Origin of the sequence: Nocardia sp. NPDC052566 (genome assembly GCF_044547285.1) — a bacterium.
Classification (GTDB): domain Bacteria; phylum Actinomycetota; class Actinomycetes; order Mycobacteriales; family Mycobacteriaceae; genus Nocardia.
In genome coordinates, this window is the sequence record NZ_JBIUAF010000001.1 from 1,779,537 (window position 1) to 1,798,093 (window position 18,557).

Annotated in this window: 6 protein-coding genes (1 of these 6 only partly in view); all 6 read right to left on the reverse strand. The window is 66.0% G+C overall.

The window, feature by feature from the left end:
* A protein-coding gene (locus ACIG5A_RS07290) for an MFS transporter (RefSeq protein ID WP_397238713.1) crosses the window boundary here: on the reverse strand, positions 1-13,470 show its 5' portion. 29,760 nt of this gene lie to the left of the window's left edge; the window shows 13,470 of its 43,230 coding nt (coding positions 1-13,470); its start codon is at positions 13,468-13,470; its stop codon lies off the left edge, out of view.
* 14 nt (positions 13,471-13,484) lie between these two features.
* Complete coding sequence (locus ACIG5A_RS07295; RefSeq protein ID WP_397238715.1) at positions 13,485-13,997, reverse strand: YbaB/EbfC family nucleoid-associated protein; 513 nt, start codon at positions 13,995-13,997, stop codon at positions 13,485-13,487.
* 11 nt (positions 13,998-14,008) lie between these two features.
* Complete coding sequence (locus tag ACIG5A_RS07300) at positions 14,009-15,511, reverse strand: hypothetical protein (RefSeq protein ID WP_397238717.1); 1,503 nt, start codon at positions 15,509-15,511, stop codon at positions 14,009-14,011.
* Positions 15,511-15,825 carry a hypothetical protein gene (locus ACIG5A_RS07305; protein WP_397238719.1) on the reverse strand — a complete coding sequence of 105 codons (315 nt, stop codon included), beginning with the start codon at positions 15,823-15,825 and terminating at the stop codon, positions 15,511-15,513. Before ACIG5A_RS07305 ends, ACIG5A_RS07300 begins: the two co-directional genes overlap by 1 nt.
* 318 nt (positions 15,826-16,143) lie before the next feature.
* Positions 16,144-16,608 carry a hypothetical protein gene (locus ACIG5A_RS07310; protein WP_397238853.1) on the reverse strand — a complete coding sequence of 155 codons (465 nt, stop codon included), beginning with the start codon at positions 16,606-16,608 and terminating at the stop codon, positions 16,144-16,146.
* 691 nt (positions 16,609-17,299) lie between these two features.
* The gene (locus tag ACIG5A_RS07315; protein ID WP_397238721.1) at positions 17,300-18,286 is read right to left on the reverse strand and encodes a hypothetical protein; all 987 of its coding nucleotides are present in this window, start codon (positions 18,284-18,286) and stop codon (positions 17,300-17,302) included.
* Positions 18,287-18,557: the final 271 nt, after the last annotated feature.

Consider the following 18,557-nt stretch of genomic DNA (forward strand, 5'->3'; position numbering starts at 1 on the left):
ACCGCGGCCGTCGTCGGGTTGCGGAAGCGCCTCGGACCTGGCGGGCCGCACGTCGAAGGCGTCCGGAACGCGGGCCGCCCGCACCGTTCCTGACTCGTCGACAAGGACCCGGACCAGATCCGCGGGCTCCAGATGAGCGTGCCGCACCAGTTCGGCGTCAGCGGGTGATGTGTCCAGCAGGTCCTCTCCGACCCTGGTCGCGATCGCGCGGCCGACGTCCTCGAGCCGGGCGGACAGCTCCGTATGGCGCTGGGTCAGCTCGGCGATCAGGCACTGTGCGGTGATGGAACTGCCAATATAATCAAAACCGTCGAACTCCTCGTGCGCGTGGCTGAGCAGTTCGAGCCTGGCCGCCCAGGTGTCGGCGGTCAGGCGAGGTCTGCGCCCGTATCCGTCCAACAGGAAGTCGTCCATCCAGTCGAGCACGCGATCCCAGGCGCCCTCGATCCGCCACAGTTCGCGGGTGGTCGCCGCGTGCTCGCGTACCAACCGCTGCACCTGCCGCGCGGCGTCTCGTGTCCGCGGCACATATTCCACCCAAGACTCCGCCGCACCACCCGGCTGTCTCGCCGCCTCCCACTCCGCATGCTGCACCGCGCGGTATGCAGCCCCGGAACCCGGCCGCCCGTACTCGCCGTACAGCGAGTTCGCCAGCAACGCACCGATTCCCGCCTCATGACCGACTGCACGCAGCCGCGTCCCAGACGACTCCGGATCAGTACGAACACTCGCTTCGGTAGCCGACCGGAAGGCATCGCGGTACACCGACCGCATCTCGCCGCGATACACCACCTCCACCTTCGAGAGCATTACACCGGTGACATACCCGAGCCCCGAAGCATCCAACTGCTCCTCGAACTCGAGTTCCCGACCGAACGCAGACGCTTCGATACGCTCCTCAACCGCAAGATGATCCGCCAAATCCAACGCCGCGATCCGAGACGACAACACCTCGACAACCCCAGACAAAATCGCCCGCACCCGCTCCGCCATCCGCACCACGGCCGCGGCCTTCTCGGCATCGGAGCGATCATGCGTATCGATGACGATGTCCATCGTCCGGCCGTTGAACGTGTCCGCCTCGCCCGCAGCGATCACACGCCCGGCACCGAGGTCGGCGAACCGCACAGCCGCACCCGCCTCGCGGAGCACAGCGGCAGCCTCGCGCCCGATCGCGGTGTGCGACAACACCTCCCAGACCCGCACGAACTCCTCATCCGGAATATGTAACAACCAGCCATCCGGCTCCGCCCCATCGCCGTAGACCGCCCGCCGGACTTCCTCCCGCACCAGCGCTTCACGCTCCCGCACCGCGTCGTCGCCATCCGGGTGATCCGCGTGCCCCAGCGTCGTCGCGTCCGCCTCGGCATCCACCCACCCCGGCCCACTCGTAGCGGAGTCAGCAACCACCGCGTGCAGCTGCGGCATCGCGGCCGTCTCGGTGTCCGCGCCGTAGATCAGATCGAGAGCGAGCTGCTCGATCCACTCGACCTCGCGTGCAGCGGCTCGAGCCCGGGATTCCGCGGCACGCGCCGCCTGCTCGGCGCCGCTCTCCTGGTGGCTCGCCATTTCCTTTCGGGCTGTTGACAATTCGGTGTACGCGGCATCGCGACGATCGGCGAGTTCGAGGAGTACTGCCCGATCGTCGCTGTCCAGCGGATGAGTGAATTCGCTGTCGCTGACCTCGATGACGAGGACGGGCCCTTCGCCGAGGACGTCCACGGTGAATGCCTGTGATCTTGCGCCGCCGTGGGAGACCGCACGGAATCGGCCACCGTTATTCATCACTGTGAGTACGTGCCCGCCAAGATCTTCGAGCCCCACTGCCACCTGTACTGTTGCCCCGGCGACGAGTCGCGCGACGATTTTGTCGTAGGCGGCCCGGCCAGAGAGAACGGGTTGGTAGCTCGCGCCGGTCTCGGCCATGCTCACGAACAGCGGCGTCCCTTCCAAACCGGGTTCCCGTGTCGACGACGGCACAGGGGCGTTGGTGAGGCCGGTGAGAGTGAGCATTCCCAGTGGATGGCAGTCGTCCTCGAGCTGAGCCGGGTCGACCGGGTCCGAAAAGCGCTGCCTGGCTTGGAACGCGGCAGTCAACCCCCGGTCCACGCGTTCCATTTCGCGTGCGGCGGCGTCTCTTTCGGCTTCCAGGTTCGGCAGCGATTCCAACCGCGACAGCGCCTCCGCCGGTGCGGTGCGCAACTCTCGACGCAGCTCATCGATCTCGCCGAGGTAGTGCTCGTACCGAACGAACGCCCGCCACCATTCCGTATCCAGCGCCAGCAGCCGATCAGCCTCGGCCTGAACTCGATCACTCTCGGCAACAGCGCTGTTCAGTTCGTCGGCCAACCGACGCCGATCCGGATCATCATGCGAATGCTCAGCGAGCGCACGCTCGATTTCCGCGACCCGCCGCTCCGCACGGCCGTGCTCGATGATCGTGGCGGAGAGCCGCCGGACCTGCGCAAGCCGCTGCGGGTCATCTCGCGGAGCGTCGTCGCGGACCGGTTCGTCGACATCAGTGACCCACACCCGCCCCTCCGGCTCGATATCGACTCGCAGGTCGGCCTGCGGGATTGCCTCGCCAGCTTCGGGCAATGCCTCGACCGCGCGGGCAAGTTCCTCCACCCGCATCCGCAGATGTATCTGCTCGTCGATCGGAGCGCTGCGAACCACCGCCAGCAGCCGAGCGATCGACTCGTGCGCCGCGGCCAGTTCGACAAGCAAGGGATTCTCGGGCAACTCGTCCAGCGAGATCTCGAACGCATCGATCACAGCTGTTCGCGCGCGCTGGTATGCCTCCCGGGGATTGTCCGGGGCGACAGGTTCGGCAACGCCGGGAACGCCGTCGAGCGGCAGGCCGTGTACGGCGTCGGACGTCTGCTCCCACGTCGCCACTTCCTCGACGACCACCGCCGTACGGTCGAGGATCAACCAGTCCTCATCGGGTGAATCGGCTCGGAAATGGATTCGGTACGCCTGTATGCCCATCGCTGCGGCGAAACAGCTGAGATCCGACAGCACTGTCATTTTGTGCCCAAGAGACGTGCGGCGCGCGACGACGTCCGGCGTCTGCTCCAGTCGCGACAGTTTCTGTTGCTCGCGCCGAACAGCCGCGAGCGCTTCACGCTGATGGTGACGCAACGAGTCCGCGTCGGAGACATTGGCGTTCGGCCGCATGGCCATTCGCATCACGGTGGCAGTGACGCCACTGGCATACTCCATCGCGGCATCGCGGCGGGTGGTGACCCATGTTCCCTGGCCACTGGCACCGGGAAAATGTGGGCCGGACTGGAACTGAGCCGCGCGGACACGTCTCGACACAGCCCGGAAAAACTCGGCTCCTCCCGCGGCCACGATCGCGTCGAGTTCGGCCGGATTGGCGACCTCGGGAAGTCCGTCGAACCCCTGCCTACGATAGATCGCCATGAGCAGAGGGCGAGCACCCGCATTCTCGTGATCGCCTCGAGCAGCTGCGATTTCGTCATAGTCGAGCTCGTCGAGCAGGTTGCGGCCCGCCGATAGCCTGCGTCCAACTTCATGCTCGACGTCCAACCGATCGCCTTCAGGTGAAGGCAACACCAATGATGCGGCGGCCGAATCGTCGAGTTCGGTTCGCGCGGTGGCTGTTTCGGTGTCGAACAGCTCGGGAGCCACGTCGAACAGCCTGCGCTGCAACCGCATGATGGCGACAAATTGTCGGCCGAGGGATGCTTGTTCGTCGGTATGTTGATCGTGGGGTTGCGTTCCATTGTACTCGGGTGCTGATGATATTGTGCCGAGCTCGGCCATGCGGCGCGTGACTTCAGCCTGCAATGTCCGCAGCGTGCGCAGGACCTGGGCGGCGCTCGCCATTTCTGATATGTGGCCGCCCAAATCGCGGATTTCGCTGCGGATTTCGGCCAATCTTGCGCGCTGCTCTGGCGTCAGGTGTCCATCGGGTTTGGCCATGTGGCCGACAACGGTCGTTCCGTCGTCTCCGGTTGCTCGGGCGCCGGCCTCGGGGATGGTCAGCGGCCGGTTGTGCGGGCTCGCGGGCCGGAGGGGACCGATAACGCTGGCTTCCACTGTCGCCAGAGCCTTTTCGTGCTGCTTGACCAGCCAGGCGACCTCGGCCCACGCGAGTCGCAACGCCGCAGCGGGCGCACCCCGCGAGGGTTGTCCGATCAGGTTGTTGGCCAGGTCGGATGCGCGTTGTTCGGCCTCTTCAGACGTGGCGCGCGCCTGTTGCGTTGCCTCCCACGCCCGTTCGATCCGCAGCACTTGCTCGACCAGGCGCGTCAAATCTGCTTCGTCTTCGTGCGAGAGGTCGAACAGCGATAGCGCGATTTCCGCGGTGCGCCGCTCCGATCGCAGGTTCTCGATCTCCTCCGCCATCGCCTGCTCGCGTTCCGACACGCTCCGCGGTGTCGGCTCATCCGGGAACCATTCCAGCGGTTCCGCTTGGGCCGCCGCCTCGTAATCGAGGGTGAGGCGCAGCAGCTTCTCGGCATAGTCGCGCTTCTCGGCATAGTCGGACTCGTCCGGATCGTGCACCGTCGCCGTGAGAGAACGCGCCTGCTCAACGCCGAACATCGCCAACTCGTCCGGCCGCAAAATGAAGGGGGACCGCTCGCCGACGGCCGCGATCTGTGCCCGGATGTCCTCCAGCAGACGCGCTTTGGCGAGGTCGAGGATCTCGGCGTCGGGCGTTCCCCAGCGTCGGAGAACCTGCTGCGGCGTGATCGGCGTGTGAGCGTCGTCGGCACCGTGGGCGACGCCTTCTGCCAGCAACTCGTTGTCATCGGGAAGTATCTCGGGATCATTCGGTGTGCCAGCACCTTCGTGGTTGCGGACCAGGTCGGCGATCTGGTTGTGCCAAGTCCCGAAGTCGACGTCGTCGCCGATCTCCTCGCGGTGCGCCTGGTACATCGCTTCCAGCGCGGTGCGCACGTATCGGCTCAACTGCCTCTTGCGCGCGGCGTCCTCGACATGGTTCATCTCGTGCGACAGCAGGCTGGCGAAGTCCTCGGCGCTCCAGTCCGCCATTTCCCCGACATCGGCGAGATTGATCACCAACTCTGCCGAACCGCGCCCATCGTCGCCTTCGCGGTAGCGCGTGATGGAAAACGAGTGTTCGTCGATGGGCTCGACCGCGACGGTCAGGTCGATGTCGGCGGCCAACTGCAGGGTCAGCGGGATGATCGAGGACTCCATCCGCCGCGCAACCTCAACCGGGAACGCGACGTAGTCGAATCCGATCGTCTTGATGCCCAGCGCCCCAAAATGACGGGCAACCTCTACCTTTGCGGCAGCAGCGGCCCCGAGATCTGTGATAGGCGCCTCCGGTTTTGTCGCGGTGATCTCGACTCGCTGGGCCGGATGCCCATCCGGTACCGTCGCGGCATCGCGCACCGCGGTCGTTCGCACGTTCTCGAACCCCTCGCGCCACAACGCGTTTCGCACCCTCTTCTCGTCGGCACCGATGGTGCGGACGCGAAGCACACCCTCCTCTTTCAGTCTCTGCAGCACCTGGTTCAGTGGCCGCTCATCCTGCAGTGGTGGCGACGGCTCATCGACCAGCCACCACACCGCCTCCCCCTCGACCACGATCTCGCCCGCAGTTCGCGAACCACTCGCCCGGAACACTTGGTCGTCCGCGCTGCGTAGCACCATCGCTCCGGTTCCCGGTTCGGACGGCGTCGCCTCGGCCCGCGTATCCGGCCACGGTTTCGCCATCCGGCCGACGATCTCGCCGCGACCGGCCGGTGGTTCCGTATCCGGATTTCGCGGTGTGGCCTCCGATTCCACCGATCCTGCCGCCGGCGGCCACACCAGTACATCGGGCGGTACCGGCCGCTGCGCCCAAATCGATTGGGGCTGTTCGCCCTCCGGGACCCACAGCTGCGGGGTACGAGCACCGGCCTGTCCCAGTCCACTCGGTCGACCGGATGAGTTGCGGGTGTAGTAGCCGAGTCCCGCAGACACGACCGCCGCTGCGCCCAAGACTCCCGCGCCCACTACTCCGGTCGCGGTGCTGCCGAGCGTCGCCAGAGTCAAGCCGCCGACCGCACCGCCCAAGAAGAGGCCGGTGCCGCCCGCCATCACGTAGCCGGACAGCGCTGCGCCGAAAGCCCTTTCGGGAACGACCTCGGGCAGGTACTCGACCAGCTTCGTGAGACTGGCCATGTTGGCCGCACCCGCAGTGGCCACGGAAGGCACGATGATCCACGGGTTGGTCGTGACAGTGAGCTCGGTGACGACAGCCGCCACCGTGGCCGGCGCCAGCGCTTGGATCCATTTCAGGTTGATGTGATCCCTGAGCCGCTTCGGCGCCACCCCGGCGAGCAGAACTCCCGCACCTCCTCCCCCGAGCAGCAATCCGGTCGTTGTCGCCGAGTAACCGGCGGCGTTGACAACCGCCGCCTGCTGCACGGCATTGATGGACTTTCCAAACCCACCCGCGAACCCGACCCCGGTCGCACCGCGAAGGTATACGTCGCGCCACAAGGCGCGGACACCGTCGAGCACGCGCGCCCGCTCGGTCGGCTCCGGCGTCATCGCGGGGAGTCTGCTCAGCATCCGCAGGTTCACCGCGAACAATCCAGCGTCCGCCCCGAACGGCAGTGCCGACGAGATCCCCCCGAGTATCGGGGCACCGAACGCACCCACGGTTACGGGGCCATAGCGGGAGACCTGTGCGAGATTTGTCGCGGTAGCGCGCTCTTCCTGGGTGCGCGACAGCTGCCGACCGTAGACCGTCGTGCTGGTCGCGCCGATCGCGACAGCGACCTTCACGACCACCGCCGTTCCGACGACCGCGCCCAGTGCGCCTGGCGCACCGGCGAGCAGCCAGCCACCGGTAATACCTGTGGCAGCCAGCCCAGCTATCGATGCGATTCGCATGGTTCGGCGATTGTCATAGCGGTCGGCCACCAGCCCGGCCGGGTATTGCGCGAGCACCCCCGCCAGTTCGGTGGCAGATACCGTCAGGCCCGTCCATACGCCGGAATCGCTCATCTGATTGACCAGCACCGGGATGTAGATGCCAAGGCCGACGCCCCCCATAGCGGAGACCGCCGACCCGGTGTACAACCGAACGAAGTGCGGATTCGTGCGCTCGGTGGTGCCGCGAATCCACTGCAGGAAACCAGATTTCGACGCATCCGGCGGTGTCGTCGGCGCAGCGTCCGTTGCGTCGCCGTGCGGGTCCGCCGAGGGCCGCAGCGGATCGCCCGGCGTCCGTCCATCGTGTTCGGACGCCATCGCGTACCCGACATTGTCTGGGTCGGCCATAGCCGGACGGGTGTTTCGACGCGGTTCGAGGAACAGTTCGGGCGCCACCTGATGTTCGAGAGTCGCGACGGTGAACGCCAATTCCGCTGCCAGACGACGGGTCTCGGTCTGCGCCTCCCAGAGCTCGACCGCTATCGGCTGGCGGCCGCGGGCATCGACCTCATCCAGCTCGTCTTTCAATCGCAGTGCCCGAGCCCGCGAACTCTCATACTGCCGTTTGAGTTTGCGGGCGGTTGCCAATGTCCGTTTGATCGGCTCGAACCGGTTCACCTGCTCGGTCAAGGCGGCCCGACGCAAGGCGGCCCGGCGCGCCTCGTCGACGTGTCCGTCCTCCAAGGCGACCTGTTCCTCCGAGACCAGGGCGTTCAGGCGCCGCCGCGCGCGGCCCCGCTGCGCGCGCATTTTCTCGATTTCCGGCAGTAGTACCTCGAAACGCGCGCTAGCCGCATCGATGGGCGTAGGTCGGCCGGGCCGCCCCTCCCCCGCCTTCGCGGCCTCGTAGTCGTCCGCGAGCCGGGTCAATGCGGCAACACTGTCGTAGTCTTCGACCGCTTCGACCATCGCGTGTAGACGGTTCAGCGTGACAGCCAGTCCCGCTTCCGGATTCACGTCGGCCGGTGCCAGATCGAACGGTGCGTGCGCCGCGACCGCCTCGATCTGCTTACGGATATCTCGCAGCAGCAGGATCTTGGCGAACCGCACCAGGTACCGGTCACCCGCAGCCAACCGCGCCAGAATCAGCTCGATATCGCCGAGCGCGAAGGCGTCGACGTCGGCTGGGACAGTGGCATCGGAGGTTCCGGCACGGATGGCCGTTGCCAACTCGACCGTCATCGCCTTCTCGGCGGCAGTCAGGTCGATGGGCGAGTCCTGCGCGACCATCCGCCGCACGACCGTCTCGATCAGACCGCGGACGTACTCTGCCGATGTCTCGTCTGCCAGCTTCTCGGCCCACTTCTCGCCGGACGCGAAAGCGACGGCCTCGGCTTGGGTCTCGGCATCGACGGGTCCCCGGCCACCGACGAAATCAGCCCACTCGAGTTCCCTGGCCTGCTTGGCCTCGTCAGACATCTTGTCGATCTCGGCTGGGGAAGGAACCCCACCACGCTGTGCGTAGCCTGACATCAACTCCCGCACACCTTGAACGTCGAGGCCATGAAGGGGCTGGAACAGCGCGACCATGGCCTCGATCACCCTGGTGACATCGGCGATCGCGCCCCGGTTGCGCGTGAACGCCATCAGGTGACCCCATTCGTGGAAGACCAGCACACGTATGGGGTCGAGGGCTGGATCTGCGACCGCCGCGTTGACGAATCGATCCTCCGCGTCCTTCGCGAGGTCCTTCGCGAGCCGCTCCAGTTCGGCAACGGTGTGCAGGTCAATGGATAGGCGTACGCGTGGTTTGCCGCGCTTGCTCTCGTAAAGCAGTGATCGTGCTCTGGCGTTGTTGTCCAAGGGCCGGATCCCGGCGGTTAAAGCACACTCCCCCAATCGATTTCGTGCATTGGCCAGTTTTATCGCGTCGACGAGGTTGCGCACCATCCCGTCGGTGACCGCGACCAACTCGATCCCCTCGGTCGCGATATCCAATTCGGTCAGTTCGTTGGCGATGGCCAGTTTGCGCTCGAGGGCGGCCGCGAGCTCGGCCGCGGTGGCCGTCGATTTCGACGCGATGATGCCGACAGGATCGGAGGGATGAAAATCATCGGGGATCAACTTGTCGGCCGGGAAGTTGATCTCGACCTTTTCGAATCCCGCCATATACAACTGAGACTCGATCACGCCAGCCAATGCCCGCGTCGTCTGAATCCGCAGCAACCCACCCGGTTCCAGCAGTCGGAGCACCTGGTGCGCGCCGACCCTGTCGATCAGCGTCGGTACGGCCTCACCTGCCACGTCGACCCTGCCGACACTAGCCTCAGCCTTATCCGCGAGCTCGCCGAGCTCCGCGTTCCGGACCAGCAGATCACCCGGCCGCACGTCATCGCTCGGCCACAGCCGCGGCCGCGTCCCTGCCGCATCGCTACCGATGTCCTGCGCCATATGGCCAACGGCGGCAGGCTCGTTCAGCCACGCCCGCATGTCGCCGGGGACAGTACCGAGCAACTCCCCCTCCAAGGGGAAGTTCGACTCCGGAAGCCGTGATCGTGGATCCGGACTCCCTTCCAATGGCGTATCGTCGGGGGCCGACTCCGGCGACGATTGTGTGGATTTGGACTGAAGTTCGCCCGCGGTGGCCTCGTCCTGCCCAGGAAGTTTGGCGGTGTCCATATCGCGCAGGATGTTGTCGTCCAAGCGATTTTGCGCGTCGGCTTGAAGTTGCGGGACGAGAGCTCGGAACCAGTGCTCGGCGTGGTCGAGCAAGACTCGGTTCTCGAAGGTCGGCCGTGCTTCGAATTCTCGGACGGCGTCGCCGTGGTATGCCACAGTGCGCGCGACATCGTCCCTGTCGCTGAGGAAAAAGAGATCGTCGTCGGGGCCGATGAAATACTCGGCACTGCCAGGATCACCCGCGCGGGCGGCGCGGCCTTCGAGCTGCCTGTCCACGGCGATGGACAGGTCGGAGTGGGCGGTGCCGATGACGTGCAGCCCCTTGAGGATGCGCGCGACAGCCGACAATTTGATGTCGACGCCACGGCCGCCCTGCATATTGATGACCAAGACGTGGTCCTCACGCCCCGCCTCACTCAACAAGGCGAGCAGGTCATGCTCGGCGGATGCTCCGCGCTCGTACATCCACTCCGCATCGACGGCGATGTGCGGAATTCCGCGCTCGCTCAGTTCCTTGCTGATCTTGCCGACCAGGTCGTTGACATGGGTACCGACCATGATCGAACGACCGGTCACCTTCATCTCTTCGATGCGATCGGCAATCCGCACCACCTTGACGGCCTCATGGTTCCCCGCGCCGGTCTCATCAACACAGACGACATCAGGCCAGCGGTCCAGTCGCGACGTGTGGTAGGGGTCGACTACCGTAACGTCCTTGCCGTAGACCTCCCCCACCACGCGGTCGAAAGGCTTAGCAGTTCCCGTCGAGCCGGTGAAGTCATATTGTTCTGCGAACAGCTGCCTCGCAGTGATCGACTTCGTCTTCCGCGTGTCGGAATCGGCATGAATACTGGCGCCGTCATCCAGGTGTTTGGCCTCCAACGCTTGGTGCAGGCCACCGTTCAACCGGTTCTCGGTGAACTCCTCGGAATTGGCCAAGACCTGGTGGTCGTGCTCACGGATGAGAAGAACCTTGACGTCCTCACCCAAAGAGCCCAAGAAGTAGTGCCTACCCTTGAGGTATGTCCATTCCGCCAGGGCCGCCATGGTCAACCGGTGTTCCTGCGGCCCGGTCAGTGCGTCGTTCAGCCACAGCTCGATCTTGTTGCGCCCCGCTTCGGTCAGTGCGAGCTGCCCGCGTCTGATATCGCGCTCGCTGCCGAAATCGGCCTCGGTGAGCCCACTCTCCAGAAGCCACCGCCTGGCCTCCGTGACCTCTCGTGCCACATGCGGCGCGGCGGGGACGGTACCGCCCTCGGTGACGATGAAGAGCGCTTTGTCCAAGAAGAGCCCCGCGTCCCACTCGTTGAAATTGACCAAATGGCCAGGGACTCTGTGCTCTTTCAGAAAGCTGTGGGCCAATCCATCCAACGTGCCGATATACACCGCGGACCTGCCCTCGGCAGGCTCCGGCAGCTGCACGTCGGGGTTGATATCGAAGACATCGATCTTGGTGCCGCGCACCATGGCTCGCAGCTCGGCGGAGTGGTCGGCGGCCAGCGTGGTGCTGGAGGTGAGCCAGATCAGTTTCTTGTGCTCCATCGCACCGGCCAAAGCAAACGCCTCGTCCACGAGCGTCTTGCCCTCACCGGTTTTCATCTGCACCAGCTCATGACGCAATGCCTCGGCCGCGGCGATCTGTGTCCAGCGCAGCTTCTTGCCGTCCGGTGCGGCCTCGCCGGCCGTGCTTCGCCGGATGATCTCGAAGGCCGCCGCACGCCGATCCTCGGGCGCACCCTCCAGCATCCCGAACAGCCGCTTCCGCGAAATCTCGGTCAGCCGCTGACGTTTGGGGATATCCGGTCCGGACCGCGCCTCGATTTCGGCCAGCCGCTCCTCCGCCCACGAACGTGTCAACCCGCGCCGTTTGATCTCCGCCCAGTCGTGAGCCGTCGGGTTTTCTGGCATCGCCCAGTGGCTGTCCGAGGTCCGCATCGCACCGGCATCGCCCGCATCATGCGGTGTCCGACCGCCCTCCGGTTCCGTCCCTGCGATGAGTGCCGACGCCATTGGCCCGTCGGCCAGACCAGCTGCGGCGGTCGACTTTTCAGCTTCCGCGGGCACGCCCCGATCGGCCACGCCAGCCAACTGCCGCGACTCCAGGTGCCCAGATGGCGCTCGAGACGCGTGTTCGGTTGGCACCTCTTGTGCGCCATGGACTTTCGGCGCAACAGAGTCCCCGTTTGTCGCCTCGACACGCTCCGAAACGGAGAACCGGCCCTTCGGTGCTGCGCCCTCCTGCGACACCGCGGCGACCGGCCCGACCGGCCGCTCGCCCACGGGCGCGGCCGAAGCTCGCGCCTGCGAGGCGGTACCGTCAACGGAACCCGCTGTAGCAGTGAGCTTTCCGGGCGTACCCGGTGCCCGTGCTGAGTCGCTGTGCGCCGGTCGATCGCCTGGGCCCGACAATCTTTCTGGCACCGCATGTCCGGCCGCCACTCTGCCCGACTCGGCGATCGGCCCCCGCTCGACCGAGCCGGATAGTTTGTCCGGCACCGCGTGCCCCGACGGAGCGGCGTCGATCGCAGCCCGCGCACCTTCCGCTACCGAACGCGGAAGAACCTGGGCATCGGACGCCGAGCCGACCATCTTGTCCGGCACCGCGTGGCCATTCGCCACCCGATCCGGCTGCGCGAGAACGCCTCGATCAGATGAACCGGATAACCTGTCCGGCACCGTATGCCCGGACCGCGCGGCATCGACCGTCGACCGCGGCGCTTCCGGCACGGCGCTCGGATGAACTCGGGCATCGGCACTGTCGCGAATCGCCCGGGCGACCGGCGCCTCGGCCGGTTGGTCCGCACGCTCGGTACTCCCGGCTCGCACATCCGGTGGACCCGGCGCGCGTCGCTGCCCCACGTATCCGGCGTCCTTGCCGACTTTGGCTGCGTCCGAAGGTACTTCGGGCCGCGCGTGTGTACCGATGGCCTTGTCCGCCGGTGTCAGGTCGTGCAGATCCACTCGAAGATATTCGGCGGCCTTGGCGACCGGTCCGAGGCGCGTACGGCCGGTGATGCCGGAGATCAGATGCCTGCCGCCCATCGAAGCGCCGGCTCCGACCACGCCCGCGCTGATCATCCGCCAGTCGAAATGCCATGGGTCCTCGGAATTCGCGTACTCGCCGTACAGTCCGGCGCCCAGCCAGCCACCCCCGCCACCGAGGACGCCGCCCATTCCGAGGGTGATCAAACCGGTCTTCAGCTGATTCGCCGCGATCCATTCCGGGCCCATGCGTGCGAAGAATCCGGTGATCCCGGCCGAGGCGATCGCGCCGCCAAAACCACCGGCGGCCGCCATGGTGCGGTTGCGGACCGCGTCGAATTCGTCCTGATGACCCTCGGTGATCTCATGCCATTGGATGCTCGCGTCCAGGCCCGCCCCGAGCGTGGCGCCGAGTGCGGCGTGCGCGGCAACCCGGACTCCCAATCGCGCCGCGAAACCCTTTACGCCCGAATAGGACAGCTTGAGCAGAAGTCGTTGCGCGATCCGGACCAGCACCACACGGGTGCCCGCGTAGACCCCGGGCTGCGCTGCCGGTTGCCACCACAGCAGCGCGAGCTCCGCCAACATGAACAGGATGGTGCCGTACATCTGGAGTTTGGCGGTCTCGATGTGCCCGCCGGTCAAGTTCGCGCTGTGCGCGACAGCGTTCAGGTGCTCGACGACCTTGGGCAGGAATTCTTCGTAACCTTTCGGGCTTTCGAAGCATTTCCGCATCGCCTCACGGAGCTCGCCGGAAAGAGCCGCCTCGAGGATCGCGCCCTTCGCCGCCAGCATTTCCGGTGTCAGGTCGGCGGCATCGCGGGCGGCTTGTTCGAATACGCCCTGCAGTGCCCACATGCCCTGCTCGTCGCCGTCGGGCCACGGCACGCCGCCGACGGCGCCGACGAGCGCTTTGATCGAATCCGGTGGGTCCCAGCCCATGGCTATGCCCTAGCTCACCAGAGTTCGTCTTTGACACCGGAATCGGGACTCGTCCCCTCGGCGTCGCCGACTCGGCGCTCGGGTGATCCGGGGGGTGCGGTCGACACCGGCGGTGGCGTGGTCAGCAGATTGTCCAGTTCACCGAGGCCGTCGATGTCGCGCATGCCTTCGAAGTCACTGAGATCGGCTATGACTTCCGACATTTTCGGCAGCCTCGCGCGCTGCTCGGTGAGCGGCCGCATCATCGCCTCGTTCATGCGAGACAGCTCCGCGTGCGCCCGTTGACCGGCCTCGGTGACCGCGGCGGCGATCTCCTCATGGCCGAGATCGCCGATGTCATCGGCGAACCGGGTTTCGATGATGACGCCATCGGCGTTCAGCGACACCATGACTCGTCGCTCCGCGGCCTCGCCGGTGGCGATCAATGTGGTGCGTTTGCGCTGGATGCGCGCCAGCTCGGCCAGCTCCGCACGCAAGACATCCATGGCTTGCGCGGCCTGCTCACGTACTTTCTGCGCTTCGTCCATACCGTCACTCCTCACCCGGTCACCGCAAGCCGCTGATGGAAGCGCTCCTCGAACCCGACCTGATACGAGGAGGGCGGTGTCGACGAGGACGAACGCTCCAGGACTCCGTCGTCGGCGACGTAGAAGATGGCGCGGCCCAACATGATCTGTCCTTCCGGAGCGGGCACATGCACCATCCAGCCGATCCCGACCCGCGAGGCCACCAATTCCGTCACGGGGTAGCCCGGTGTCTCCAGGCCACGGTCGAGGATGTAGTCACGCACCGTCGCGATGGCTTCCGCGGCGGGCAGCGGCGACGGCGACACGGTGGTCAGTCCCGCGGCGTCGAACCGGAAGTAGGCGGCGGCCACATCGAACCGTTCGACGTCATCGAGCACCGCCGCCACCGCAGTCCTGGTGACGACGCCGGATTCGGCAGCATCGCCCAGTATCGCTATGGCAGAACGGATCTGAGCTGAGCGATCCGGGACGTCACCGGTGTCGGACGTCGGTAGTGCCGCGGTCAGCAATGGCAGCAGGTAGTCGACGAATTCGCCTTCGGTACGTACGAGCGGGAGCGCGTCGGATATGTCACGGGGAGCGGGCGAGTCGCCGTGCCGCCAGCTGCCGCCCTCCCACCAATAGCAGAACGACAGCAGACCGTCTGCGGCGCGCGGATTCAACACCGCGTTGGTCACCCAATACGGCGCACCGGCATACAGGTCCGGCAGCTCCCCACGATCGTTGTAGGCGGCGGCCAGCTCCGGAGAGTCGCCCTGGCCGCCCGACAACACGGCACGGCCGCCGGACAGCAGATACAACGTCGACCCGCTGCGCCCGGCGCCCTCGAACCACCCGAGCGACGGCAGAATGCCCGGGCCCGCTTGGGAATCGAGCGCACCGTGCACGGCGGCCAGCGTGGTCCATCGCGCCCACAGCACCGCGAGTGGCGGCAGCTCGTCGGTGGTGCGGCGCACCGACACCGCACTTTGCGCGGCCACCCGAGGCGGGCGAGCCTGGCGACCGTCATGGAAGAGGTACGCGCCCAGCCAGATCGGCAGTCGGCGGCGCGGAAACGCCTCCAGGTCAGCCAGATACGCCTCGCGCGGGAAGATCTGATCCGACGGGATCGGCTCGTCACCGTAGTCGTAATCGACATCGACCTTCCCCGATGCCTCGACCGTCAGCTCCATCCGCAGCCAAGGACCATCGGCCAAACCAGCTGCCAGTGCCCGCAATTCACGCACCGGAACCATCACGGCCGGATTCGGCTGGGCGTCCGCGGTCGATTCACCGTCGGTATAGCGCACCGCCGCCAGCTCGGCGGCGACAGTGAGGACGAATACCGCGGTCAGTCGCCGCCAGCCGTCGGGGGCCGCGGCCGCCAGCTCCCGCGCGGCCGCGCGAACCAACGCCATGGCACGGACCTCGGGATCCGCGTCGTCGGGCGCGGCCGCCTCCTCGACCTTCGGCCGTTGGGTAAGGCTGAACGCGAGATCCGGCCCCAGGTCCGGGTCTTCGGGAGACTCGCTCATCAGCCTTGCCCGAAGTACCGGGCGTTACGGTCGTGCTCGATCGTGTGCAAATAGTCCGCCACTTTCCGCTGCTCGGTACCGAAATCGCCGAACGATTTCGCCAACCCGGACAGCGCGTCCAGCAACGCAGCCCGGCTCGGCAGGTAGTCCTTCGCGAATGGCTTCCCGTACATGTCGTTCCCCCACGGCTCGCCGAGCGCATCGGAATCCGACGCCAGCTTCTTCCGCGCGTCCTCAGATCCGTCTTGTAGTCCGTCCAGACGCGTCGCACCCTTTCGTAAGCGAGCAATTCTGAGACTTATCACGCCCGCCATCGCACAACTCCTCGACTCAGCCCAACACTTAGCCGCATCGTGACATGACATTTGCCGGCCCCTCCGCGCTCTTCCCACAAGCGGGAATCAACGTCGCGGGCGGTCGGCGGTGCTATGTACCGCCGTCAATGGCGCATTGCCCGCTCGAATTCGCGAGCGTTCATCCGCGCAATCGCCTCCGTCGGACGGAGCTCCGCCATGGCACCGCTGCCACGCCGTCATCGAGACCATGTTCGCCGACCTGATCGACGGCCCGCTGGCGCAACCGCCGTTGGGACGGCTCGGCGCGAATTGCACGTGGGTGTCGTGCGCCGTCAATCACGGGCGCTCGACAGAGGCGGCCCATTGCGCGGTGGCCCCGCCGACGTTTACGGACTGCGTGGGCAGTTCCCCTTCGGGAAGTGTCGTGAGCCGCGCAGCCTCCGCAAGGATGGCGGGACCGCCGGGTTGCAGCCGTATCCACTGCTCGACCGACGCCTTCATCGCATTGAGTTGCGCTGTGCCGATGACGAATTCGGTCACGGTGTCCTCGGTCCCGGCCCCACGTGCGAAGGCAGTGACCTTGATCGAGTCCGTTTCGGTGAAATCGAGAGCGGCTCCCGCTTCTCCGATTCCGGTGGGTAGCCGGTACGCCACCGTGCCGACATAGCCGTCCGGATTGCTGAAATGATGAGAGTTGGCGGCAAATCCTGGCAACAGCGGACCGCCATCGACACTCGCGCCGATCTCGGTGTGCGGGCCGGTCATATCCACGGTCGGCGCCTGCGGAGCCGTATCGATCAAGGGCGGTTCCCAGCGTGGTGGCTGTGGCTCGCGGTCGGGAACAGCGTCGACCATCGGGCTGGCCTGCCCGCCGCCCGTAGCCGGTCCCGGATCGATCGGGCGGACTTGCTCGGGCGGCATTCGCTCACCGGGCCGGGGATCGTTCGACTGACGCTGTTCGTCACCCGCCGGTCCGGGCTGACCGGGCACCGGAAGCGGCGCCGCCCGCGGCGTCGTCACCCCGGGCTGTGTGGGCCCCGGCCGGGCCGAGCCCGGACCGTCGCCCGGCGCGACGCCCTGCCGTTCGGGGACCACCGTTCCTCCCTCCGGGGCATTCGGATCCGTTACGCCCGGCTGGCGGGACCGCGGTTGCGGCGGGTTCTGCGGACCTTGTCCGGGTCCCGAAGGCTCCGGTGCCGTCCCCGGGCTGGGATTCACCCCCGGCTGAGCGGGCGTAGTTGGTATCACCCCCGGATCCGCCGGTGCGACCGTCGCCGGCGCCGCCATGAGGGTCAGGACCACGGCGGTCGCGGCCAACGGCAGGCACGCTCGCCCCGGCACCCGATTCGGCTTGCGGTGCTTCACTACCCATCTCCCATCGGACGTCACCCCCACCGCCCCTCCCCCAGGAACCACCATGCCGAATCAAGCCGATCTCACCACCACCCCTCACCACAGCTGGGAACACTTCACGCGGCCGCCGAGCGACCCCCTAACGCGCCCCTTCGGAGAGAACCGGCACCTTCGTCGCCAGGAATCCGGCGAGATAATGTGCGTTGTAGTTGGCCCTGGCTTGGAAGACCGCTGATTCGAAGCCGACGGGCGGGAGGGGGGTCTGGGGCATCAACGGTACTGTCGCCGCCAACCACCCTGCCGCAGTGGCCAACTGGAATCCCATCACCCACATGCTGTCGGCCACCGCTTCGAGGTCCTCCTTATATCGCCCGAACGCGGACTCGGCAGCTTTTGCCCCGGACCGCTCCCCCACACCGGTCCACCCTTCGAATACAGTCCAGGAAAGGGGGAGGAGCTCATGACGGAGTTTGTCTACTTCCGAATGCAGCCACAGCCAGTTCTCGGCAGCTTTGTAAACGGACCCGGCATCTATCGTTTGCCCGAGTCTGTACAAATCTCCCCACCAGAGAGCAGCCCCATCAACATAGTCAATTTCGTTGGGCGAAATTTGATCACGACTTAGCTTAAGCGACAGGGACTCGCCTCTGCGTCCCAATGTGAAAGGGACGCCAGCTATATCGGGCACGTCGCTTCGGGGGCCGTCAGACCCACCGGACGTCAGCAGACCATCTCCCACCGATTTGGGGGCCGGTTCCAACCGCTGAAACCAATTCGCGGAGTGCGCCTCACTGCTCTTGTACCGAGCGTCCGCCAGAACAAACGTTTCCCTCATACTCCGCACCCGGCCCTGATGCTTGGCCAGAAGAGCAGGGAGTTTATCGCCCTGCGCTCTGAACTCGTTCCCGAGATTGTTGCCCCCAACAGGAGCCGGAAGAGTGCCGAACGAACGCGGGTCGAATGCAAGCCAGTTGCTCCGGTCGGCGATCGCCGCCAGCGTTCCCTCGGCCTCTCCTAACGTCTGTGCAGCCTTCTTGGCCAAGTCGTGCGGAACCGAAATGGTCCCACCCGACCCGTGGGTACGCGTCTTGAACCCCTCCCACCAAGCATCGGACTCACCTCCCATTTGACAGCTCCCTCACATCGTCTGGTTCCCGGCCACGGCACAACGCTCGCATGGTCGCATCGCCGAATACATGACCGTCCAATCCTTCTCGCCAACGGAAAATCAGCCTTCGTGGACCAGCCCGGGGTCCATCTCGAAGGGACTGCCGCATAGACCATCTCGCAGATGAAGCACCATGGGCCCGAACCGTGAGGTGAGTGTTACTGCAGTTCAGCCGACTTCATTCTCTCCTGCGTTGGAGGAACGAAGCGCTACGTTTCACGGCGGCGAA

What these genes read in the sequence shown, in the direction of transcription:
- ACIG5A_RS07315 (WP_397238721.1), bottom strand. Translation starts at nt 18,286, where the DNA reads ATGGGAGGTGAGTCCGATGCTTGGTGGGAGGGGTTCAAGACGCGTACC.
- ACIG5A_RS07300 (WP_397238717.1), bottom strand. Translation starts at nt 15,511, where the DNA reads ATGAGCGAGTCTCCCGAAGACCCGGACCTGGGGCCGGATCTCGCGTTC.
- ACIG5A_RS07305 (WP_397238719.1), bottom strand. Translation starts at nt 15,825, where the DNA reads ATGGCGGGCGTGATAAGTCTCAGAATTGCTCGCTTACGAAAGGGTGCG.
- ACIG5A_RS07295 (WP_397238715.1), bottom strand. Translation starts at nt 13,997, where the DNA reads ATGGACGAAGCGCAGAAAGTACGTGAGCAGGCCGCGCAAGCCATGGAT.